This window comes from Rhizobium sp. 05N49 (genome assembly GCF_056396805.1).
This window is the reverse complement of sequence record NZ_JBFTME010000008.1, coordinates 223,712-245,290: the sequence shown is the minus strand read 5'-3', so window position 1 is coordinate 245,290 and position 21,579 is coordinate 223,712. Positions and strand designations below refer to the sequence as shown.

Genomic DNA, 21,579 nt, shown 5'->3' with positions numbered 1-21,579 from the left:
TCGCTTGGGCAACAGTTCAACTGCCGTCTAGCAATCGGGGCTTTGTTGCTCTATATGGCTTATATCAACCAATATGGGCGACTCTAGGCGATGGGTCAAGCAAGCGGGACAACGATTTTGACACCGGAGCTGTGCCGCGCTGCACGCGGTCTCCTGGACTGGACACAAACGGACCTTGCCGAACGCGCGGGCGTATCGCGCAGCACCATCAGAGACTTTGAAGGTTGCCGGCATGATGTCCATCGTGCCACCGCAGCGCAGTTGCGCCTTGCGCTCGAAGTCGGAGGGGCGGTTTTCATTCCCGTCGAGGGCGGCAAGATAGGGTTGTGCACCGGCTGACCTTGCTGGGGAAGTGCAGACCGGACATTTCCTTTGTCTATTGGGCAGGAGTTGCAACGGAAGGCCCAACAGCTTGGCAAGCCTGCTAGCCTTGATGTTTTTGAGGGCGGCGCACACGACTTTTTCCTGAGATCAGGGACGCGGAACGCTGACAAAGCTCAGCAGAGTGCCGCCGAATTTCTGTCGTCGACTTTGTTGCGGCGATGACCGCATCGGGCCGAAAGCGGACAAAAGCTGCGGCTCTTGAAAGGACGCGAACCTGCGATCTAGGTCATCCATGAATATCAATGAGAATTCACGGCTCGGCGCTCAGTGTATCATCGGATCGCCAAAGGCGTTCGGAGGAAGTATCCTCATAACCGAGGCTGGTGAAACTCGCGACCTCCAGAATGAGGCCCCATGGAGCACGGAAGTAGATCCAGTTGAACCCGGCCAACGGCCCTGCATCTACCAGGTTGGGGCCATCGAGCAGCTCCACGCCTTGATCACGCAGCCTGTCAGCGGCCGCGTCGACATCGTCGACTTCGAAGCAGAGATGCATGCCGCCCACTTCAGATGATCGTTTGGGCGGCGACACGCTCTCCCCTTCGTATTCGAAAAGCTCAACGCTGGTCCCATTGCCGCAGCGGAGGAACACGAGGTCACGGATTTTGGAATGCCTCGCGGCTCCGAGCTTGTTTTCCATGAAGTCCTGATCGACATCGAAGGGTCCAGTGCGAAACACCTCGACGGCGCCAAACACCGCTTTGAAAAACGAAATGCCTTCCTCGATGTCCGGCACGGTGATCCCGATGTGGTGCATGCCGCGAACTTTGTTTGTCATTTCATTTCTCCCGAGACAAACGATTGGTTCCGACCCGTGCCCGTCCGGCGAACACGAAGACGATCGCATTGGTGCTTCCTGCGTTATGCGGACCGGCGGCGGGCGGCAGAGTAGATGAGAGCCGCGATCACGATGAGCGCCCCTTGAAAGAGGTACTGGTAGGTCTGCGTGAGGCTAAGAAACGTCACCGCACTGAGAACCTCAGTCAGCAATACCGCGCCCATGAGGGTGCCTACGAACGTCCCTCGCCCGCCTGCCAGGCTGGTTCCTCCGAGAACGACGGCGGTGATGCTGGACAACGTGTAGGCCACGCCTTGTCGCGGATCCCCGACGCCAATCTGCGTCATCAGCATGACCGCACCCAGGCACGTGAGCATGGAGCACAGGATGTAGCCTCCGACATAGGTCAGGTCGACCCGGATGCCTACCCTGCGTGCGGAGTCCTCGTTGGAACCCACAGCGCGGAGGCGCCTGCCGGCTCTGGACCGACGCAATGCGTATTCCCCGAGCAACGTGACGCCCACCAACACGAGGAAAGCCACCGGGAACGGGCCAATCTGCCAATTCACCCAATCAGTGACGGTCGAGTTGATGTAACCGTCAGGGTTCTCGCGGAGTAGGAAGCTCAGGCCTTGGATCGCTATATACATCGCAAGGGTTGCCGCGATCGGCGTGAAGTTGGCAAACCGGATGAGAATACCGTTGATCGCTCCCGTTATGAATGCACCGACGGCCATCAGCAGGAACCCTGAGGCCATCACCCCCGCAGACATGTCTTCATTCACCAAGAATGAGGCGATCACAACAAGGAAGCCGGCAAGCGGCCCGACGGACAGATCTATCCCACCCATCAGAAGCGCTATCGTCTGGCCCATGGCTATGAAGCCCAGAGCGGTCGCGAGCAGAAGAATGTTCGAAATGTTGTAGGCCGACAAGAAGTTGTCGTTCTGGCTGTTGACGAAGAGGCCGAGCAAAATCGTCACGAGGGCCAGTGGAACCACCGGTGCGATGTCCGATTCCATGAAATGCCTCAGGCGCGACATGCTCTGCGGGCTCCCAGAGCTTTCATGGCCGATGTCATGCGCCTCGGACCGGACGGCTGCGGCAACGATCCGCTCCTCGGTGATCTCCTCCCCTACAAGAGTTTCGACCACCTGCCCTCGCGACATCACGATGACCTTGTCGCAAATGCCTTCTAACTCGACCGCGTCGGAAGAATTGACGATAACGGGCGTTCCTGCCTTGGAGACGCTCCTGAGAATACGATAAATCTCGAAACGTGCCCCGACATCCACGCCCTGCGTGGGCTCATCGGCGATCACGATGCCAGGCTCGGACAAAAGGGCGCGCGCCATCACGACCTTCTGCTGATTGCCGCCAGACAATGCTTGGATCGACGCCTCAAGGCCCGGCGTCTTGACCGCGAGATCACCGAAGATCGACCTGACCTTCTGATGTTCAGCAGTCTTGCTCAAAATCCCGCCGGTCGCGAATTTTTCAAGGGCCGAGAACGTTGCGTTCTCACGAACTGTCAGTCCGTTTGCCACACCTTCAAGATGGCGATCGGACGGCATGAAGGCTGCTTCGTCCAGAAGCTCCTTCTGACCGAGGTGACGCCCATGCAAGGTTGCGGCGCCCCGCGTCTGATGCAGGCCTGCCAGAGCGCGCATCAGCTCAGATTGGCCGTTCCCCGAAACACCAGCAACACCGAGGATTTGTCCGCGCGCTACGCTGAAGCTGACATTGCTGAACCCCTCGCCGCTCAGTTCCTCGACCTTGAAAACAGGCGAAAGATCGCCAGCTTCAGACTTTGGTGGGAAAGCCGCTTCGAGGGTGCGGCCGACGATCATATTGACCAGCTCGCTGTCACTGATCTCGCTCACTCTGGCTGCTCCGCGGATGCGTCCGTCGCGCATAACCGTGACGCGGTCAGCGATCTGCCGGATCTCTGCCAGTCGATGAGTGATGTAGATGACGGCCGTGCCGTTCTTGGCCGCGGTCCGAATGAGACCGAACAGCATCTCAGTTGCCTCCTGATCCAACGAAGCAGTAGGCTCGTCGAGGATCAAGAGCTTCGGGTTCACGGCAATTGCTTTACCGATCTCAAGCAGATGCTTCTGGGCCACCGTCATATGACCAGATCGCATGTTCAAAGGCAGGTCGAGACAAACCGATCTCAAGGTCTGCTCAGCCAAATCTCGCGTCGATCGATTTCGCAGCACCGAAGCGGGCAGAGCTACACTCAGGTTCTCCAAGATCGAGAGATCGTTCAGGATGGCCGGATGCTGGAAGCATATGGCAATTCCAAGAGAAGCCGCCATGTCGGGCGACATCTGCGGGACCTGCTGTCCCTCGAAGATGATCTCGCCTTCGGTGGGTTGCAGCGTACCAGCGATGATGTTCATCAGCGTGGACTTACCTGCACCGTTTTCACCCAGGATGGCGTGGACCTCGCCCGGCTTGAAATCGACATTGATGTCGCGCAGCGCCGGGATCGCAGCGAAGTACTTCGAGATTCCGGCCAGCCGGATCGTCTCTTCGGTAGTCGCCAATGAAAGTGTCTCGTATGCGTTCATTTCAACTGCTGCCATGGTCCACGATCCAATTCCAAAGGATGACCTGTTCAAAGTACTCGCTCCGAGCAGGTCTCAAGACGATTGGCTATTTTCCAACAGCCTTGGCTTGCTCTTCCGCAGGAAGCTCAGACGATAGGTAAATCGCGCCGGGCAGCTCCTTGCGGCACTGGACTGGGTTCGGCTTCCCCGAAACGGAGTCCTCGAAACCCGGCGCCTTGAACATCTCGTCCTTCGGTGGCGTTCCGCCCGTCGCCAAAGCCACGGCCCATTGGACCGCCAACCTGACATTGTCGTTGCCAGTGGCAACGGTGAACAACTTGAAGTCGGGGTTCTTGTCCTTGTTCTCCTGCCAGAAGCAGCCCAAGGAGTTGCCGTCAGACGTAGCAAGGGCCGGTACCGACTTGCCCTGCTTTTCGAACAGCGGAAGCGCACCAACCAGCGAAGGTCCGAAGTCGGAAATGATAACGTCGATCTTCGGGTTCTTCGCAATTTCTGCCGTGAGCACCTTCTGCGTCAGCGCCGGATCCCAGTTCGTGACTGCGAAAGGCGCCTGGTTCACGAAAACATATTCGGGACCGAGCACCTTCTTCAGACCCTTCAGCTCGTCGAGGCCTTGGCTGTTTCCGGCGGGACCGCTCAAGAACAGCAGATTGCCTCCCTTGGGCAAAATCGTCTTGATCCAGTTGCCCCAGCTCTCGCCATCGTTCTCGAACGATGCACCAACGAACTTCGAGTAGTTCTTTCCATCGGCGCCACCAACGGCCACGCGATAGGGAACGACGACCTTTCCGGATTTGAAGACGCTCGTGAGGGCTGGCAGAACGGCAGGTCCTGCATCACCGAAAACGACCAGGGCATCCAAACCCTTTGCGGCCATGCTCTTGATATCCGAAATGGACTTCATGGTATCGCCTTGGCCGTCGGCGTATTCGTACTTGGTTATGCTGGGGCACAGCTCAACCGTCTGCTTGCCGGAAGCAGTCGTGACCTGGCGCCAACTGTTGCCGCCGTAGCCGTCGAGCAAAGCAAGTGTCGCTTTCTTTGGTCCGCACCAGGACGGCGCTTCTGCCTGAGCCGCTCCCGCAATCGCAATCCCGCTGAGCGCGGTCGTCACTGCCAGTCCGAGATAAGTTGCAAGTTCCCTATATTTCATTTTGCGTCCTCCACTTTTGTTGCTGAAGTTTTCCCACCTTGGTTCATCGACCAACGGATCGAATAAACCGCGATACCGAAGCCCAGAGCGAGTGCCTGGATGATTGTCTGAGCTGAAAAGGGCACGCCGATCGTCAGCGCGAACAGGCTCAGGTGATTTAGGAAAAATGCTGCGATAACCGTCGAGATTGGGAAGCCCCGTCCCCCGAGCAGCGATGTTCCGCCTAACACCACGACGGCAACCGACGGCAGCAGCAGGCTATCGCCCTGAAAAGCGGTCGGCTCACGTGTTATTCCCGCGATGAGCGTCCCGGCCAGGCAGTAAAGAAGCTGAGCATAGATGTAGGCCATCATCTGATGGAGGCGCACGTTCAAGCCAGCGGCCTTGCCAGCCAGGGGATTGGCACCGATCGCCTCGAACCTGCGACCGGCCACGGTCTTCTTGAGCGCGAACGAGACGACAGCCATAGCGCCAAGTGCGAAGAGCACCGAGTTCGGCAATCCCAACGTCTCGCCGCCTGCGATCTCGGCCAGAAGATTGGTGGTGATGGATGGCACGCCGCCCGACACCGCGAAAACTGCACTGTATAAAAGGGCGTTGGTGCCGATCGTCGCAATGATTGCATTCAGCCTGAAGAAGCTCACCAAGGCGCCGTTGAGAATGCCCGCCGCGACACACAGTCCGGCAGAAAGAAGCACGGCCTGGAAAAGCAACCCGTCGTCCTGCTGGGGATAGTGCGTGGCGATGACCACGGATAACGACACGGCGCCGGGGAGAGACAGATCGAAACCACCCTGCTGCACGACGAGGAGTTGGCCTAGGCCCACGATGGCTATGATTGCAGCAAACGGAAGGCTTCCCGAGAGAGCGCCGCTCGAAAGACTGCTCGGAGCAAACAAAGCACACAGGACTACGAGCACGAGCGTCGAGAAAACGACCGTGACGAAATTTCGCGTGAAGGGAATCCTCAAAGTTGCCTCCCTGGGAAGTCCGATGTCGGCGATGGGCGAAGCGTTTGGCATCAAGCTTTCTTTCGCTCAAAAGGGCACTGTCTTCCCGGCGGGCTCGCGGCATAAGTCCGGGCCCGGTCGGTTGGGTTTGGAAAAAGAAGGAGCGGTCAGATCAGAGCGCGGTCAGTTCGCGCGAGACTGCAAAAACCTGTCCCGATCATGGAGTCGATTTCGTAAACGGTAGGCATCAGCTTCCCCGTCACGCAGCTCGCGATACTCTACGAGGATGCCGCTACAGATGCTTCCCGCCTCTGCAATCCAATCGAGAATGTCATTCAAGGTGATAGCTGTCACCGCCTTCATTTTCTCTCCTCCTTAGAAAATCAGCAGATCAATCCCGTTCGCGAGCGAGGCTAGCCACGACCTCCAATCGTGGGGCGCCACTCGTAGATCGCAACATCGCGGTAGATGCCGTGGACAACAAAGGGGTCCGCCGAGCTGAAACGACGCATTTCTTCGAGAGATCCGACGTCGGCGACGACTACCCCGCCCTCGCCTGATCCGCCCTCGTTCAATATCGGCCCGGATTGGATGATCGAAACTTCTTTCGATCGCAGGTACCGCTTGTGTTCCTCGAGGTAGATTTCGCGCAGGGAGTCCTTGTTCGGATCCGATATCGCGAAACGGACTGCGAGCATTTCTCCACCTCCCAAATTATCGGCGATTCCTCACAATACCGACGATATTTGATTTCGTATTATCGATGGTAGCCTGATGGTGCCGGAAGAAAACAAGGGAATTATCCATTTCGGATGTTCCAGTATTATCCCGCCTCCGCGTTGCCTTCTCGCATCATCCGACCTTCGGCTCATCTCCGCGGAAGGCGCGTTCCAGTAGTTGAACAAGGGCTCCGCGATCCAGTTCTCTTGGATTCCAATAAGCGTTACTAAGAGTCTGATCTGCCGCCGCTTCGATACTGCCGTCGGGCATGCCTAGATCTCGTAACGACATCTCGGCGCCCAGACCTTTTGCAAGTTTATGAAGTGCCATCGCAGGATCAGGCGCGGCCAGTGCGCGGCTTAGCCTCTCCATCGCAGCCGATGTAGCAGACGCATTGTAGGCCAAAGCATGAGGCAAGACTGCTGTATGCAACTGCGCATGCGGTAGATTGAACATGCCACCGAGCGTATGGCAGAGCTTGTGATGCAGAGCCATTCCTACCGACCCGAGGCACACGCCGCAGAGCCAAGCGCCGTACAAAGCTGAAGTGCGTCCTTCGACGTCCCCTTTGTTGGCATGTATGCGAGGAAGCGCGCGCACGATGGCACCGATCCCCTCCTCCGCCATCAGAGAGACGACGGGATTTGCCTCCTTGGCGTAGAGCGCCTCGACCGCATGGGCGACGGCATTGATCCCGCTCGTCACCGACAACGGCACGGGCAAGGTCAGGGTAAGATCGACATCATAGACGATGACCTCTGGGAGTATCCGCGGATCTGACCTGGTGACCTTGTGCCCACCATCGGTCTCGCCGAGGATGGGCGTCGCCTCAGAGCCAGCATACGTAGTCGGGACGACGATCTGTGGGAGGTCGGTTCGCAAGGCAATGGCCTTGCCCAGTCCAGTCGTCGACCCGCCACCAACTGAAAGGAGCGCGTCGATATCGTGGCGTTCCACAGTCTTCATCGCGTCGGCCGTTACCTCGACAGGCGTATGCATCTGCGCTTTGGAAAAGGTCGCAACGACGCGCGCTCCCAGGCTCTTGGCAATGTCTGCCGCCTGCGACGCCTGCTCTGGCGTCGAGAGCACTAGGATGCGGCGGGCCTTCAGCCTGTCTGCTTCCTCAGGAAGGCTAGCGATTGTGCCCTGGCCAAAAACCACCCTGGCGGGATTTCCCGTATAAAGGAACCGTTCCACCCTCATCTCCTATCGGTCTGCCGTGCGAGCACGAAGTCGAAGTCGGACCGCCAGAGCGTCTCGCCATCCTCCACCTTCGTGAAGGGCGCGACGAGCGTCTGCTTCACGCCGAAAACCGTGTCGGATTCCAAATACGGATCGCCGCCAACGAACGTGTGGGTGACCAGCTTCTGAAAGCCATCCGCTCGCACCATGTAATGCATGTGCGCGGGACGAAACGGGTGGCGGCCGAGGCTTGAGAGCATCTGTCCGACAGGACCATCGTCCGGGATAGGATATGAAACCGGCTTGATACCAACGAAGCTGTACTGGCCGTCGGCAGCGGTGATGAATACACCCCGGTTATTCCACTTCGGCTGGATGTCGGGCTGCTGGACGTCGTAATAACCGTCCGCGTTGTCCGACCATACGTCGATCCGGGCACCCGAAACCGGATTGCCTTCCAGATCGACCACCCGTCCAATGAAGAGGCAGCTTTCGCCCTTGCCGTCGAGGCAAATCTGTTCACCCATCTTTCGGATCGGGCACCCCTCCACATGGAAGGGTCCGAAGACCGTGTTTTCCGTCGCACCAACTGGGCGTCTATTGTTGATCGCATCGACCAGCATGGACATTCCAAGCGTATCGGAAAGAAGGATGAACTCCTGTCGTTCCCGCGTGCACATCTGCCCGGTGCGGGTCAGGAAATCGATCCCGAACTCCCATTCCGCTTGCGTCAGCTCGATTTCACGGGCGAAGCTGTGAAGGTGCTTCACAAGGCAGGACATGACCTCCTTAAGCCGGGGACTTATATCTTTGCCCATTCGGGCGTTCACTGCCTCGACGGAATTATCTTCGGTAAAGAAACCAGCCGTCGAGGTGATCGCGGTTATGCTTTTGGCCATGTCCAGTCCTCGAGACATCTAGGGAATGATGCGGTCCAGCCGCAAACGATCGAAGGCATCCGTGAAAGACCGGGTTGTGTCTTGATATTCAAGGAATCCCAGTTCCCGGCTGCGGCCCATATCGTTGAACGTCTCGATCTGGCGCCCGAGATCTGCGTCCGAATGCCAGAACGATGCCACGCGGGTAAGAGCATTTGGTTCCAGCGAGTATTTCGCCACCATCTCGTCCCATATCGGACCCGCCTCACGCATCTGCTCTTCGAGCGGGGTCGGGCTCCCTGGATAGGCGCCGGCTTCAAGACCGAAATAGGCAGCAAGACGTGGCCACAACCACTTCCATCGAAACACCTCGCCATTGACGACGTTGTAGGCGAGATTGGCCGCCGCGCTGGTGGTTGCCGCCCATTTGAGGTGCTTTGCCAGGAGCCGGGCATCAGTGACGTCTGTCGCCGCTTCCCACTGCTCCGGTGATCCTGGGAAGATGAAAGGTCTACCGGTTTCACGGCAGATGGAAGCGTAGACGGCCAGTGTCGCCGCCATGTTCATGGCATTGCCAACTGCATAGCCGATAAGGGTGTGAGGACGATGCACGGACCAGGTGAAGCCGTCCCTCGCGGACGCAGTGAAAATCTCGTCTTCCTGGACATAGTAGAAATTCTCTCCAGGAAGGCGCTCCTGCTCCTCTCTGAACGGGGTTTCCGGCTTGGTCTTCGCGTAGGATTCGAACGGTCCGAGATAATGTTTGGTGCCCGTAGTAAGCGCTACGTGTTCAACGCCTCGGCCGGAAACGGCATCGAGCACGTTGCGAACGATAGCGCCATTCACTCTGCAGTTCTCCGCTTCGGTATCCTGGCGTGACCAGGCCGTGATGAACACGTGGCTGGGGCGCTCTTCAGCGAGAGCGGCTTTTACCGATTGACCGTCAACGAGATCGCAACTCAGCGTCCGCACCCCGGGAACCTTGCTTTGCGAACGTGAAAGGCCTGCCACGGTCCAGTCACCGCTCGCCAGGAGGTTTTCTGCAAGATTGCTTCCGGTGATGCCGGTCGCGCCTACGATGAGTGCCTTCTTGGTCATCTCTTATCCGTTCAGCAGTGTGATCTTGATGCTCTTCGTCGGATCCTGTCCGAATGAAAACGCCTCCACGGCGTCGGTGAGAGCGTAATCGTGGGTTTGGATCGGCGACAAGTCGATCCCCGTGCGCTCAAGGAAGCGAATTGCAGCAGGCCACACACCGGGAGAGCCGATGCAGCCGCGCACCGTCAGGTTCTTCATCTGGATCTGGCCGATCGTCACCGGCACCTTGCGTCCGATGTTGATGCCAACCATCGACATCCTTCCTTCCTCGCGAGTGTAATCGAAGGCCGCAGCGAGAGACGCATCATGGCCTGACGCCTCGATCACGAGGTCTGCGCCGTGCCCCCCGGTCAGCTCGCGAATCCGGTCTGCGGCGCCTCCGTCAGAAGGATCGATAGCTTCGTCGGCGCCGAGGCGCTTGGCGACCTCGCGGCGTGTTGCCAGAGGATCGACCACGATGACCCTCGCCCCCATACCGATCGCTGCTGCGGCCGAAACCAAGCCAATGGTGCCACCGCCCGACACGACGACCGTCTCGCTTGCGTTCGTGCCACCAGACCTCATCACCGCATAGTAGCCACATGTGAAGGGCTCGATCAGCGCCGCCTTCTTGTTGTCGACGGCATCAGGAAGCTTGTGGAGCCATTCAGGATTGACTGCGAAGTACTCGCGGTCGGCTCCGCTCATGGAGAAACCGAAATGATGGAGACGATCGGGCGTGCGGACGACGCATTCGCCCACGACGCGCTCGCCTTTCTTGAATCCCTTCACGTTTCGGCCGACTTCCACGATCTCCCCGCTCCATTCATGTCCGGGCGTCACCGGGTAGGAGATCGGGATGATGTAGCGGCCAGCGAGGAGCTCGTAATCCGAATGGCAGATCCCAACCGCCTTGGTGTGGACGAGTACCTCGTTGGGCGACAGATCCGGCATCCCGACATCGGCGATAACCGGCCGTTCCGGAGCTTCGAAAACTAGAGCTTTCATTATCCTCCTCCTTAAATCTGTTCCAACGAGCCAGTGTTGGCGGCGCGTACGATTGCTTCCAGCAGGGCAATGTTGTTGATCAGGTCTTCCCCGGTGATCGGATATGAGCCCTCACCTCTCACAGCGGTGGCGAACGCCCGTAGATTGTCACGAACTGGCTCAGCGGGCGGCAGTTCCTGAACCGTAATCGGCTTGTTCTTCCACCCCTCGGTGACGACCCACCCATCCGGCGCCTCGACGTGAGCCTTGTCGCGGACTTCGATCCATCCCTCGGTGCAGAATACCGCGAAGCGGGAAATGAACGGCGTCGCGAGCGTTGCCGATATGTAGGCGGTACCACCGCCGGAGAAACGAATATGAGCACTCATCGTGTCGCCTTGCGGGATCGAGGAGGCAAGGTTCTCGCACATGACGCGCACGTCCTTGGCGGGCCCCATCAGCTTCACGGCCAGGTCTGTAAGATGAATGCCCGTCGCCGTCATGCCTCCGGCGGGAGCCTGGTCTGCCTTCAAGCGCCAGTTCGAAGGGTCGAGACCGAGAAACTTGTCATGGCTGAAATTGGCCTCGATCTGCAGAAGGCGCCCCAGCTTGCCGGAGCTCGCTGCTTCAAGGATCCTTGCAATCGGCGTTTCAAACCGGCGCTCGTGCCCCATCCCAAGCACCACGCCAGCCTCTTTGCAAAGCGCCACGGACGCTTCCGCACCCGCCTTGGTAAGGTCGAGGGGCTTCTCGCAGAAGACGTGCTTGCCTGCAGCAACGACGCGCGCGATCTGCTCACGATGCAGCGAGTGCGGCGTTGCCAGCACGACAGCCTCGACGGACGGATCTGCAAGCGCGTCCGCCATGTCCTGAGAATACTGCAACCCCATCTCAGCAGCGAAAGCGGATGCATCGGGATTCGGATCGACGCCATGGGTGAAGTGCATTCCGGCCCCGCCGGCGCTGACGAGGGCGGCCATCTTGCGCCCCCACCAGCCAAGACCAACGAGCGCTGCGATAACGGGTTTTTCCTCGCGAATGGTCATCGATTATCCACCCGCTTGTTGAAAGGATGGATATTGACCGTTTTCCATACGCCGGCCTTGGTGAACGGGTCGGCGCTGTTGAAATCGACGATCTCTTCCTTGGTGTCCGCCTCGAAAACGAACAGGGAGCCGATCATGGTTTCGTTGTCGTCGGCCAGCAGCGGCCCGGAGATCACGGTCTTGGTTTTGCCCGTCGAAAGATACGCCTTGTGGGCATCATAGTTCGCCAGTCGTTTTTCGACGGCGCCCTCATGGTCTAGGCAATGAACAACGAAATGCATTCGATAATTCCTTTCAATTCAGCGGTAGCGTCGCGGCAGCGACAGCTCGCAAGCGATCAGGCCTTCATGTCGACAAGGATTTTGAGATGGGTCCCCGCGGGGTCGAGAAGTGCTTCGAAGCCCTTTTCGACGACTTCCTCGGGAGCAATCTGTGCGGTGACGATCTTTTCGACCGGGAAGATGCCGGCCCCGATCATCTGAGCGATCCTCGGCCAGATCTGAACAGGGTAGCACCAGGTGGCTTCGACGGTTATGTCCTTCAGCGCCCACAACATGGCGTCAATGGATGCTGGCCGGACATGAAGTCCAACCTGGACTACGGTTCCTTGGCGGCGGACCGCCTTGGCGCACATATTGAGCGAAGCTTCGGCGCCGACACACTCCAAGGCAACGTCTAGGCCCACCCCCTCCTCCGTATGATCGCGAAATAGCTGGTCGGTATCGGTCTCGCGCGGATCGAAGACGATCGCCTCGGGAACAAGTGCTTTCGCAAGTTCCCTTCGATTGGGGTTCAGCTCGGATACGAAGATCTTGGTCGCGCCTGCGGCCCTGGTCGCGAGCAACACGAGCGCGCCGATCGGTCCTACTCCGGAGACGAGGACCGAGCTTCCCGACGTAACGCCTCCACGATCGACGCCGTAGACGGCCACGGCTGCAGGTTCGATCATCGCCGCCTGAACGTCCGAGACCGTGTCAGGAACCGGAAAAACGTTGTAACCGTTGACGACTGCGCGCTCGCCCATTCCACCCCAGTCCCACGAGAGACCGACACAGGCCATCTTTTCACTGAGATGGAACAGCCCACGACGTCCATAGTAGTCGTCGCGAGGCGAAATCAGGGGCTGGATGGAGACGCGGGATCCGGGAACGACGTGTGTCACGTTCTTGCCGACCTCGATCACACGAGCAGAAAACTCATGCCCCAGGATCTGCGGCAACGTCGCCCCGGAATAGACGTGGGGTGTCGCCGGCGTGACGATCGGGCCCGCGATATATTCATGGATATCGGTGCCACAAATACCGCACACAAGGGGCTCGACGAGCACCATGTCGTCGCCAAGCGGTCCCTCGGGGGCTTTCACGTCCTCGACCCGAATATCCTTCTTGGAGTAGTATCTAACAGCCTTCATTGCTCTGTCCTTTGCATGTTCTGCTCCACCATCTCCTGACGGTCGAATAATTCTCGCCCCTAAGCGCGCCGTCAGATCAGAACCATCCCGCCATCGACCATGATCGTCTGCCCGGTGATGTAGTCGGACGCCGCTGAGGCGAGGAACGTGGTCACGCCGCTGATGTCTGCGGGGAGAGACACCCTTCCCAAGAGGATCGACTGCGAAAACTCATTGATCGCTTGTTCAGGCTTTGCGGTGAGGCCGTGATCCATGAACTCACGGTCAAGCTGCTCCCAGAGCTCGGTCTTCACGACACCGGGGCCAAAGCAATTGACGGTGATCTTGTGTTCTGCAAGCGAACGGGCGGCAGCCTGCGTGAGGGCCACGACTGCAAACTTCGAAGCGCAATAATGCGCGAACAAGGGATAGCCCTGCTTTCCGGCGATGGATGCCGTATTTACGATCTTCCCGCCGGTGCCTTGTGCGATCATCTGCTTGGCGGCTTCCTGGGTACCTATCAGCACGCCTCGGCCATTAATCCGCATGATCCGGTCGAAGTCGTCATCAGTGACCTCGAGGAACGGGCAGGTCTGGCTGATTCCGGCATTGTTGAACATCACGTCGAGGCGGCCGAAATGCTCGACGGTCCTTGCGATCAGCTCTTGCACGCTCTGTCGATCGGAAACGTCGACCCCAATCGCGATGGCATCGCCGTCGCCGGTTGAAATCTTCGCCGCAGTCTGTCTCGCCGTTTCCTCATTCAGGTCTGCGATGACAACTTTAGCGCCGTTCTCGACCAAGTTGGCTGCGATGCCCGCACCGATGCCTCGCGCGGCACCAGTCACGATGACGACCTTGTTTTCAACTGATCCCGTCACGACACACCTCCCTGAATTCCATATTCCACCACCCGTTAGCCGGCGCATCGGGGAGCAGGTCGTTGGTCCGCCTAATTCGCCAATGCAAGGAAGCCATCAGCTACAGAACTCCTTCGCGCAAACCGGTGGCTTGCACGTGTTCTCATTCGACTGACGGCTTGGTTCCTCCCACAGGAAACGCCGTGCGATCCTAGACGAACGCTAGAGGATGGACCGGCGGCTCGACAAATCTTTAATTATCCGAAACGGATATTTTGAATGCAGCAATCCTTCTCGGGCTGAAGCTACTATTTCTGTGGGAGGAGATGGCGCTTGCGCCGAACGGACGCATGCAGCCGATTGTCAGGCTCTCCTTCGACATAGCGGCAAGAAGTATCTGGACGGCAGACGCCGCCAGGGAAGGAAGGTTTTGCAATGAGCGAGACATTGAGAGTGGGCTGGGCTGGCATTGGCAAGATGGGCGCCCCGATGAGCAGACGTGTGCTCGAGAACGGATACCCCGTTTCCGTTTATGAACCGCTCCCCGAAAATCGCGCCTCAGTGGTGGCTCTTGGTGCAAACGTAGCTCATAGCCTTGAAGACCTAGTGGAAACATCGGACGTGGTGATGCTCACCATTCCAAACGACGTCATTCTGCGCACTCTCATACTGGCACCAGCCACCCTCGCCGAGCTATTGAGGCCCGGTCAGATAGTAGTCGAGATGAGCACCGTATCTCCCGAGCTCTCAGCCGAGGTTGCGGACGCACTATCCCGAGCCGGTGTCGCATATCTTAGAGCTCCGGTATCAGGCAGCACGGTTACCGCGTCGTCCGGCATGCTTTCTGTCATGGTCTCCGGCCCAGAGGATGCCTACCGCAAGGTCGAGCCGATCCTCGCCAGTTTCTCCACAAAGCAGTTCTACCTGGGAGATGGCGAGGAGGCCCGATACCTGAAGCTCGTCCTGAACGCGCTCGTTGGTGCGACTGCCGCTCTCCTTGGCGAAGCTCTCACACTCGGACTGAAGGGCAATCTGTCGGTTGAAACAATGCTGAACGTCATTTGCGAGAGCGCTGTTGCCTCACCGCTGATCGCATACAAGCGCGACCTACTGGTAAATCGGAACTTTGACCCCGCCTTCTCGGTCTCTCAAATGATGAAGGATTTTGACCTGATCCTTGGCGCAGCGAAGTCTGATCATGTGCCCATGTACCTCGCCTCCGTGATCCGCCAGCAGTACGAAGCCGCATTCGCCGATGGCTTGGCGGAAAAGGACTTTTTCGTTCTCTTCGAGCAATCCGAGCGCCTAGCCGGTCTCAGCCGAGAGAAGAAAGCCTCCTGAGTAAGAGCGTCCGCGTCATGGCTGGTGCAAGCATGGGCGGCACGCTAGTCTGACTGCAAATAGCGACGGTTGGGAGGCCGACGTGAACGAATACGAAATGCTGCGCATCATCGACTTCATTGAAAAGACGCGCCGACCGTTCAGGGAGGTAATCGATGCCGCCAACGAAGATGCGGTCTGGCTGATCGTCATGTTCCTGATCAAGTCGCATATCTTGAGCCAGCCTGTATCGATCTCCACTCTTGGCCAGGAGTCGGGTCTCCCCTATGCAACATCAATGAGATTGATCAATCGTCTCATTGACGCCGGCCACATAGTCAAGATTTCCAAGGGCCCCTCTGGCCAGCGCTTCGCTTTGCAGCCAAGCGACCAGCTCATTCGCTCGTTCGAGTCTTACGCTCGCAAGACGAAATCGCTACTTGCACAAACCTTGGGACTGCGAACCGGAGAAGAGGAAGACGAGTACTACTTCGGAGGGACGCCGCTCGGCTCGCAGATCATCCCACCAATGCGCCTTGTCCAGCGTCGGGCCGAGTCCCAGATCGAGCTCCGTTTTCTCCTGAACAACGACAACTACTTCTCCGCCATGCGGAACATGTGGGCCGACTTCCGCAGCAATCTTGCCTCGCGAAAGAACTTCGACCTGTTACCGCTTCCCGAGCTTTATAAACGCGCAAGGGAAAACGCGGCCAAGAAGCTCTCCGACTACGACGTAATTGCCATCAATATGCCGTGGCTCGGAGAGTTCGCCGAAAGCGGGATCGTTCGTCCGATTGACCAGTATATTCAAAAAACAGGCATTAACCCTCTCGACTTCCATCCAACCATCTGGTCATCGGCGACATGGGATGGCAGAGACTATGGCGTTCCCGGATACTGCACGGTAGAATTCCTGGCCGCCCGCAAGGACCTTCTCTCCGAAGCCGGCGTACCCTTCCCGAAAACCTTCGACGAAGTAATCAAGGCCGGCCGCAAATTCCACCAACCCGATGACGGCATGTACGGTGCGGTTTGGGATGGCGCTCGCGGCATGCCGATAGCATCAAGTTTCCTCTTCTTCATGGGCGCGTGCGGACAACCAGCAATATCGCTCCGCAGGACGCGATCCGGTTTTACGCTCGATGGTCTCGATCCGGATGAGCTCACATGCACTATCCTCTCAGACGCAGGATTTGCCGCCCTGGACTATATGCGCCGACTCATGGAGATCTCACCGCCCAAGATCTTGGAGATGGCCTGGGACAAGACGCTCGACGTCTTCCTTCGCGGTAGAGCGAGTCTTGGCTATTTCTGGACGATGCGCGCCGCGCGGTTCGAGTACGATGTTCAATCGGTGGTGAAGCGCAGGGTTGAGTATCTCCCACAGCCGTCGGGACCCGGCGGCACACGCGCTTCGCCGATCGGCGGCTTTCTCTTCTGCATCCCCACAAACCTTCCTGAAGAACGTGTCGAAATGGCCGCTGATGCGATCGCGTGGATGGCCTCAAGGGAAGCTATGAAAGCACATGTGAAGAACGGCTTTCCCGTAGCACCGCGTTTCTCCGTGAGCGCTGATCCGGAAGCTGCGGCGAGCTCCCCGATCGTCAGGTTCGTTGATCAGCTTGCGAAGAAGAGCCTGCTACACACGTGGCAGCGTCCAAAAATTCCGCAGTACACAACGATCGAGAAAGTCCTGGGTGAGGAAATTCACGACGCATTGCTAGGCAACAAGACACCTCGCGCGGCACTCGAGACGGCTGCTTGTCAAATAGAGGCAAGCCTAAGAGTGCGAAGTCATCACCGTCGAGAAGTTCGGAGCGTTTGAGCACCTCCACCTGTCCCCGCTGAGAAGAACAGCCGCCTCAAGGCGGCTGCGATCTTCGGGATCCAAACACTAGGCCGGAACGGCCTGGTCCGTTCTGATCAACAGACCGGAGTTATCCGGTTGGGCCAGGAGCACCCCCTTCTCGATATCCAAAGCGACCTGGACAACGCGTTCGTTCACCGGCGCCTTCCTTCCGTGGCGCGCGAGTATGTCCACAACCAGACCATTTACCTCCTGCACCTCTGCCCGACGGCCCTTTCGCCAATCCTGGAGAGACGTGGTGAGCGTGTCGGCTTGGGAAAACGTCTTTAGGACTTCTTCGAAAATTTGGTCCACGTACCGTTCCGGATGGTTGGTTGTGACGGCAGACATGCCGATGATCGGGATGATCTGAGCTCCGTCGGCCAGCGCTGCCTGCATCGCTTCGTATCCCGCCTCCCGCATTACTTCCAGCATTCCCGGATGCCGCGCGGCGTCAGCCAGTGGAAGGTTGACGATCGCGGAGGGGATAAGCTCCGCTGCGTTCACGACCAGCTTCATCCACTTCGCCGAATGAATGTCGTCCAGCACTTCGACGCGCCCAGAGTTTCTTAGAAGCTCGGCAACATGTTCCACCCGGTCCTGGTTTGCCGGATCCAAGGCGCCAAGAGCAAACCACGAGGTGTCATGATCGTTCTGGCGATTTGTAATGCCGGGGACGAACATGTTGGACGCTATCTCGATGACGGCACCAACGGTCCGATGTCGACCTACGACATCGGCGATGTCCTCGTGCGTCATGCCATTCTGGAGACCGATGACCAGACCATCGGGAGCGAGGCACGGCTTGATCAACTGACATGCCCATTTCGTGTCATAAGCTTTGACGACCAGGAAAACCAAATCGAATGGCTCCTTGATCTCCGCTACCTGGCACAGGTGCAACGCTGGGACTCGAACATTTATCGTACGAGACGGCAGATTAACCGTGATGCCGTCGCGACGAATTGCTTCGACGTGTTCCGGCCACTGCTCAATGAACGTGACGTCTAGTCCCGCAAGAGCGAAATCTGCACCGATGGAGGCCCCTTGCGCGCCCGTTCCCAAGAACGCGATCCTTGGTCTCTTATCAGCTCCGGTCATTCTATGTTCTCCCAACATTTTCGCGCCGCTCAACAGCTTCGCGCGATCAGATAGGACGATCGTAATGCCGATCGTAGAAACTTAAACGACGGTTTTATCCAATCTGGATGTAGCTGACTTCGGGCTGTCTACAGGAACAGCGGAGCCGTATGCGCTGGTTACGTCGAGACTAGGCAGGCGGTTGGAACGGTTCGTTGTCGGCTTTCCGCGACGTATTCCCTTGCGTGCCCGTGTGTGGTGGCCATTGCGATGCACTACCTTCCGCTTTCTCTCGAGGAGATGACCATATGCTCGCGACTACCAGCCCGATTTCAGAAAAAGCCGATTCCGATCGGTGCCCCCAAGTCGTTGAACGAGGACACGCAAGACGACGAGCGTTCCGAAACCAGCGTGGACGACCGGCAGGCCCCGCCCGTTAATGAGCAACAGCCAGAAACCGGCGACAGCGTCGCGGAGGCCGATCCGAACCGGCAGGGGCGACGCGAAGGATCACGTCCGGGCACGGCAAACCTAGCGACACGTGACAGCAAGGCTGGCAGCTCGTCGATCATGGCGGGATCGACCTCCCCGTTAAACTCGGCTCATATCGAGATTGGTAGTCGCTCGCCTGCTCTCACCGCGCCCTTCAGTCGATTGCCCGACGGCGCTAATGGACAGACATAGCGGGGCGAGTAGGCGCAAGAAGGAAAATAGGAAAAGTTGAAATCGAGTACCAGCGCGCCGCCTGCTCGGGCAACTCCGAGGTCCGCTCCTTTGATGGTGTCGAGGAGATATCGGCCACCACCATACGTCTCTGTCCCCGAGGTCCCGTCTACAAACGGCAGGAACACGCCACCACCGTACCCTTCAATCCAGTAAAGGGTCAATTCGCCGCCTAATCTGGCTTCCAGCCCTGCGGTGCGGGCGAACGCATGCATCGACAGATCACCGTCCACGCCTGTTGCGATGGTTATCCGTTCCGATGTTTTCGACACAACCTCAACCGTCATGCGCAACGAAGGATCATAAGGAAATATAGTCGGCCCTGCGAACCCCTTGCGATCCGCCTGTTCGATTGGTGACTGGGGATGGTCGCGAAACAGGGTCGAACGGGTGTCGCACCAAAGCCTCCAGGCAGCAACTGCGTCCGCACTGGAACGTATCTCGTAATAGAGATTTGAGATCCTTTCCCGCCATTCCCACAGTTGTAGATCCTCGTTCACACCATACCCTTCCATGTCAGAAATTAAGCCGGCTTTCATCATCGTGATGCTCGCGCATTCATTGCGGCGCACCACGGCGTGACAATATGCAGTCCACGTTTGGGTGCATGTCAACAATAACCAGACAGAAGCATATCGGAGCCTTCAGCATAGCGGCCGCGCCAACAGCGCGGGAAAGCGGGAATCCGCGTCACAGGCGGGCGTGAAGAAGGGCAGCCGCAGGAGCGCCAGCGTCGGCGATCCGAAGAAGAAGCGGGACCGACTGCCACGACCGCGTGTTCCGGAATCGATTTCCGAGCCGACACCCCAGGCACAGCCTAGCGCGTTCGGAGGCTGCAACCAAAAATGTCAGCGTGCCAACGCATCCCTCGGAAACCCGGCAGCCAGGCTGTCGATGAACTTGCGCACCGCCGGCGGAAGACCCCGGCGTGTCGTGAACACGAGGTGGACGAGTCCCTTCATACCACGCCAGGCCGGCAGCACATGAACGAGCTTTCCCTCGTCGATGGCTTGGCGGCAGGTATGGTCGGGCAGGAGTGCGACCCCAAGCCCGGCAATCGCTGCGGCCCTGACGGCAGTGAAGTCCGCGCAGCCCATGCGCGGTTCGTGGCGTAGCGTATGCGTGCGTCCATCGTCCGTTTCGAGAAACCAGTTGACCTCTCCCTGGTCATCAGTCGTTGAGAGCGTCGATTGATCGGCGAGCCCGGCTATGTCGCCGATGCGGCTTGCTATCTGTGGGCTTGAGACAAGAATGCGAACCGAATTTCCCAGCGAGCGCATCGTCAGTGATGCGTCGCCATCAAGCGACGTTCGCACACGCAGCGCAACATCTATGCGTTCTTCGATCAGATCCACCGGACGGTCGATCGCGACAAGCTGAAGGCGTACCCTCGGATGTTGCGCCAGAAACTGCGTGACCAGACCAGAGATCGATTCGACGAGGCCGGTCGGACAACTCATCCGGATCAGGCCATGCGGCTCTGACTGCGCCTCAGCAACCAGGGCTTCGGCGCGCTCTGCCTCTGCCAGCATCGCCTTGCAGCGCTCGTAAAAGGACTGCCCGACATCGGTTACACGAAAGCGCCGGCTCGAGCGCTCGATCAATCGGACACCAAGGCGTGCCTCAAGGCCCGCGATCCGCCGGCTGAGCTTCGATTTCGGCTCGCGCAGCGCCCGGCCCGCCGCGGCAAAACCGCCATGCGCCACGACTTCGGCAAAATAAACCAGATCGTTTAGGTCGGTCCGCATCATCGTTCTCCATTCAGAACGCTGGGTAACACAATTGCTGGCTACTGGCACCAGCGTTCTACTGGCATGTTCCTTCTCAACGGCAACCGGCCGCAACAAGGAGCAAGGCAATGACCAAGAAGTTCGAGAACAAAGTCGTAATCGTCACCGGCGGCACAAGCGGCATCGGGCTGGCGACAGCAAAGGCCTTCTCTCAGGAAGGTGCATCGGTCTTCATCACGGGCCGCCGGAAGGAAGCGCTTGACGCTGCCGTCAAAGACATCGGGGGCAGGGTGACTGGCGTGCAGGCCGACATGAGCAAGCTCGTCGATATCGACCGTCTTTATGACGCAGTCCAGCAGAAACACGCTCAGATCGATATCCTCTTCGCCAATGCCGGCGGTGGCGAGATGGCGCTGCTCGGGGCGATCACTGAAGAACACTACGAGAAGACATTTGCGACGAACGTGAAGGGTACGCTCTTCACCGTCCAGAAGGCGCTGCCGCTGCTACGCGATGGTGCGTCGATCATTCTCACTTCCTCGACAACGAGCATTTCCGGCACGCCTGCCTTCAGCGTCTATTCGGCAACGAAGGCCGCCATCCGCAACTTTGCGCGCAACTGGATCCTCGACCTCAAGGACCGCCATATCCGCGTCAACGCGGTCAGCCCTGGCGTTACCGATACGGCAGGCCTCAATGAGCTGTTCGGCAATGGCGACCAAGCGGAGAACACGAAGAACTACCTTGCGAGCCTCATCCCTGCCGGTCGCATCGGCAAGCCGGAAGAGATCGCCAAGGCTGTCCTCTTCCTCGCATCCGACGATGCCTCCTTCATCAACGGCGTCGAACTGTTCGTCGATGGCGGCCAGGCTCAGATCTGATACGGTGACATGAAGGAG

General features: G+C 58.4%; 21 protein-coding genes. 4 read left to right on the top strand and 17 right to left on the bottom strand.

From position 1 onward, the window contains the following. The first annotated feature begins 90 nt into the window (after positions 1-90). Positions 91-339: a helix-turn-helix domain-containing protein gene (locus AC1DF8_RS18280; protein WP_113148127.1), complete on the top strand. Its 249-nt coding sequence runs from the start codon at positions 91-93 to the stop codon at positions 337-339. Positions 340-634: 295 nt separating this feature from the next. Here AC1DF8_RS18280 and AC1DF8_RS18275 read toward each other — a convergent pair whose 3' ends face one another. From AC1DF8_RS18275 to AC1DF8_RS18210, 14 genes are all read right to left on the bottom strand, one after another. Then, positions 635-1,141, bottom strand: coding sequence for a VOC family protein (locus AC1DF8_RS18275; protein ID WP_478154364.1), 507 nt, complete (start codon positions 1,139-1,141; stop codon positions 635-637). Positions 1,142-1,245: 104 nt separating this feature from the next. Beyond that, positions 1,246-3,753 carry an ATP-binding cassette domain-containing protein gene (locus AC1DF8_RS18270; protein ID WP_478154363.1) on the bottom strand — a complete coding sequence of 836 codons (2,508 nt, stop codon included), beginning with the start codon at positions 3,751-3,753 and terminating at the stop codon, positions 1,246-1,248. Positions 3,754-3,823: 70 nt separating this feature from the next. After that, the gene (locus AC1DF8_RS18265; RefSeq protein ID WP_478154362.1) at positions 3,824-4,891 is read right to left on the bottom strand and encodes a substrate-binding domain-containing protein; all 1,068 of its coding nucleotides are present in this window, start codon (positions 4,889-4,891) and stop codon (positions 3,824-3,826) included. After that, complete coding sequence (locus AC1DF8_RS18260; protein ID WP_478154361.1) at positions 4,888-5,913, bottom strand: ABC transporter permease; 1,026 nt, start codon at positions 5,911-5,913, stop codon at positions 4,888-4,890. Before AC1DF8_RS18260 ends, AC1DF8_RS18265 begins: the two co-directional genes overlap by 4 nt. Positions 5,914-6,024: 111 nt before the next feature. After that, positions 6,025-6,204, bottom strand: a complete 180-nt coding sequence (locus tag AC1DF8_RS18255; protein ID WP_113148124.1) for a hypothetical protein — start codon at positions 6,202-6,204, stop codon at positions 6,025-6,027. Positions 6,205-6,254: 50 nt separating this feature from the next. After that, positions 6,255-6,539, bottom strand: a complete 285-nt coding sequence (locus AC1DF8_RS18250; RefSeq protein WP_112547626.1) for a YciI family protein — start codon at positions 6,537-6,539, stop codon at positions 6,255-6,257. Between the two features lie 154 nt (positions 6,540-6,693). Further along, positions 6,694-7,758, bottom strand: coding sequence for a maleylacetate reductase (locus AC1DF8_RS18245; protein ID WP_478154360.1), 1,065 nt, complete (start codon positions 7,756-7,758; stop codon positions 6,694-6,696). Between the two features lie 2 nt (positions 7,759-7,760). Further along, positions 7,761-8,642 carry an intradiol ring-cleavage dioxygenase gene (locus AC1DF8_RS18240; protein WP_183851236.1) on the bottom strand — a complete coding sequence of 294 codons (882 nt, stop codon included), beginning with the start codon at positions 8,640-8,642 and terminating at the stop codon, positions 7,761-7,763. A gap of 18 nt (positions 8,643-8,660) precedes the next feature. Next, the gene (locus tag AC1DF8_RS18235; protein ID WP_478154359.1) at positions 8,661-9,719 is read right to left on the bottom strand and encodes an SDR family oxidoreductase; all 1,059 of its coding nucleotides are present in this window, start codon (positions 9,717-9,719) and stop codon (positions 8,661-8,663) included. 3 nt (positions 9,720-9,722) lie between these two features. After that, positions 9,723-10,706 carry a zinc-dependent alcohol dehydrogenase gene (locus tag AC1DF8_RS18230; RefSeq protein WP_478154358.1) on the bottom strand — a complete coding sequence of 328 codons (984 nt, stop codon included), beginning with the start codon at positions 10,704-10,706 and terminating at the stop codon, positions 9,723-9,725. An 11-nt stretch (positions 10,707-10,717) separates the two neighbouring features. After that, positions 10,718-11,731 (bottom strand): Gfo/Idh/MocA family protein, encoded by a 1,014-nt coding sequence (locus tag AC1DF8_RS18225; protein WP_478154357.1) that lies wholly within the window; start codon positions 11,729-11,731, stop codon positions 10,718-10,720. Then, on the bottom strand, positions 11,728-12,012 hold the full coding sequence (locus AC1DF8_RS18220) for a YciI family protein (protein WP_113013697.1): 285 nt from the start codon (positions 12,010-12,012) through the stop codon (positions 11,728-11,730). The genes AC1DF8_RS18225 and AC1DF8_RS18220 overlap by 4 nt, the downstream gene beginning before the upstream one ends. 56 nt (positions 12,013-12,068) lie before the next feature. After that, positions 12,069-13,142, bottom strand: coding sequence for a 2,3-butanediol dehydrogenase (locus tag AC1DF8_RS18215; protein WP_478154356.1), 1,074 nt, complete (start codon positions 13,140-13,142; stop codon positions 12,069-12,071). Positions 13,143-13,213: 71 nt separating this feature from the next. Then, positions 13,214-14,050, bottom strand: a complete 837-nt coding sequence (locus AC1DF8_RS18210; RefSeq protein ID WP_478154355.1) for a glucose 1-dehydrogenase — start codon at positions 14,048-14,050, stop codon at positions 13,214-13,216. 366 nt (positions 14,051-14,416) lie between these two features. On the opposite strand from AC1DF8_RS18210, the gene AC1DF8_RS18205 reads away from it, so the two are divergent. Both AC1DF8_RS18205 and AC1DF8_RS18200 read left to right on the top strand, forming a co-directional pair. Further along, the gene (locus AC1DF8_RS18205) at positions 14,417-15,322 is read left to right on the top strand and encodes an NAD(P)-dependent oxidoreductase (RefSeq protein ID WP_112547617.1); all 906 of its coding nucleotides are present in this window, start codon (positions 14,417-14,419) and stop codon (positions 15,320-15,322) included. Positions 15,323-15,404: 82 nt separating this feature from the next. After that, entirely contained in the window at positions 15,405-17,126 is a 1,722-nt protein-coding gene (locus tag AC1DF8_RS18200) for an extracellular solute-binding protein (RefSeq protein ID WP_478154354.1), read from the top strand. A gap of 69 nt (positions 17,127-17,195) precedes the next feature. Here the strand turns inward: AC1DF8_RS18200 and AC1DF8_RS18195 are convergent, their stop codons facing one another. The 3 genes from AC1DF8_RS18195 to AC1DF8_RS18185 all read right to left on the bottom strand — a co-directional run bounded on the left by AC1DF8_RS18195 (position 17,196) and on the right by AC1DF8_RS18185 (position 20,701). Continuing rightward, positions 17,196-18,248, bottom strand: a complete 1,053-nt coding sequence (locus tag AC1DF8_RS18195) for a 2-dehydropantoate 2-reductase (RefSeq protein WP_113206468.1) — start codon at positions 18,246-18,248, stop codon at positions 17,196-17,198. Between the two features lie 581 nt (positions 18,249-18,829). Continuing rightward, positions 18,830-19,492 (bottom strand): DUF1684 domain-containing protein, encoded by a 663-nt coding sequence (locus AC1DF8_RS18190; protein WP_478154353.1) that lies wholly within the window; start codon positions 19,490-19,492, stop codon positions 18,830-18,832. 306 nt (positions 19,493-19,798) lie between these two features. Next, positions 19,799-20,701, bottom strand: a complete 903-nt coding sequence (locus tag AC1DF8_RS18185) for a LysR family transcriptional regulator (RefSeq protein WP_478154352.1) — start codon at positions 20,699-20,701, stop codon at positions 19,799-19,801. A gap of 107 nt (positions 20,702-20,808) precedes the next feature. On the opposite strand from AC1DF8_RS18185, the gene AC1DF8_RS18180 reads away from it, so the two are divergent. Beyond that, positions 20,809-21,561, top strand: coding sequence for an SDR family NAD(P)-dependent oxidoreductase (locus AC1DF8_RS18180; RefSeq protein WP_183882018.1), 753 nt, complete (start codon positions 20,809-20,811; stop codon positions 21,559-21,561). Positions 21,562-21,579 lie beyond the last annotated feature (18 nt).

Bases quoted from the DNA above. Each gene is read 5' to 3' on its own strand.
- AC1DF8_RS18280 (WP_113148127.1), top strand. From the start codon at position 91: ATGGGTCAAGCAAGCGGGACAACGATTTTGACACCGGAGCTGTGCCGC.
- AC1DF8_RS18275 (WP_478154364.1), bottom strand. From the start codon at position 1,141: ATGCACCACATCGGGATCACCGTGCCGGACATCGAGGAAGGCATTTCG.
- AC1DF8_RS18270 (WP_478154363.1), bottom strand. From the start codon at position 3,753: ATGGCAGCAGTTGAAATGAACGCATACGAGACACTTTCATTGGCGACT.
- AC1DF8_RS18265 (WP_478154362.1), bottom strand. From the start codon at position 4,891: ATGAAATATAGGGAACTTGCAACTTATCTCGGACTGGCAGTGACGACC.
- AC1DF8_RS18260 (WP_478154361.1), bottom strand. From the start codon at position 5,913: ATGCCAAACGCTTCGCCCATCGCCGACATCGGACTTCCCAGGGAGGCA.
- AC1DF8_RS18255 (WP_113148124.1), bottom strand. From the start codon at position 6,204: ATGAAGGCGGTGACAGCTATCACCTTGAATGACATTCTCGATTGGATT.
- AC1DF8_RS18250 (WP_112547626.1), bottom strand. From the start codon at position 6,539: ATGCTCGCAGTCCGTTTCGCGATATCGGATCCGAACAAGGACTCCCTG.
- AC1DF8_RS18240 (WP_183851236.1), bottom strand. From the start codon at position 8,642: ATGGCCAAAAGCATAACCGCGATCACCTCGACGGCTGGTTTCTTTACC.
- AC1DF8_RS18235 (WP_478154359.1), bottom strand. From the start codon at position 9,719: ATGACCAAGAAGGCACTCATCGTAGGCGCGACCGGCATCACCGGAAGC.
- AC1DF8_RS18230 (WP_478154358.1), bottom strand. From the start codon at position 10,706: ATGAAAGCTCTAGTTTTCGAAGCTCCGGAACGGCCGGTTATCGCCGAT.
- AC1DF8_RS18225 (WP_478154357.1), bottom strand. From the start codon at position 11,731: ATGACCATTCGCGAGGAAAAACCCGTTATCGCAGCGCTCGTTGGTCTT.
- AC1DF8_RS18220 (WP_113013697.1), bottom strand. From the start codon at position 12,012: ATGCATTTCGTTGTTCATTGCCTAGACCATGAGGGCGCCGTCGAAAAA.
- AC1DF8_RS18215 (WP_478154356.1), bottom strand. From the start codon at position 13,142: ATGAAGGCTGTTAGATACTACTCCAAGAAGGATATTCGGGTCGAGGAC.
- AC1DF8_RS18210 (WP_478154355.1), bottom strand. From the start codon at position 14,050: ATGCGCCGGCTAACGGGTGGTGGAATATGGAATTCAGGGAGGTGTGTC.
- AC1DF8_RS18205 (WP_112547617.1), top strand. From the start codon at position 14,417: ATGAGCGAGACATTGAGAGTGGGCTGGGCTGGCATTGGCAAGATGGGC.
- AC1DF8_RS18195 (WP_113206468.1), bottom strand. From the start codon at position 18,248: ATGACCGGAGCTGATAAGAGACCAAGGATCGCGTTCTTGGGAACGGGC.
- AC1DF8_RS18190 (WP_478154353.1), bottom strand. From the start codon at position 19,492: ATGATGAAAGCCGGCTTAATTTCTGACATGGAAGGGTATGGTGTGAAC.
- AC1DF8_RS18185 (WP_478154352.1), bottom strand. From the start codon at position 20,701: ATGATGCGGACCGACCTAAACGATCTGGTTTATTTTGCCGAAGTCGTG.
- AC1DF8_RS18180 (WP_183882018.1), top strand. From the start codon at position 20,809: ATGACCAAGAAGTTCGAGAACAAAGTCGTAATCGTCACCGGCGGCACA.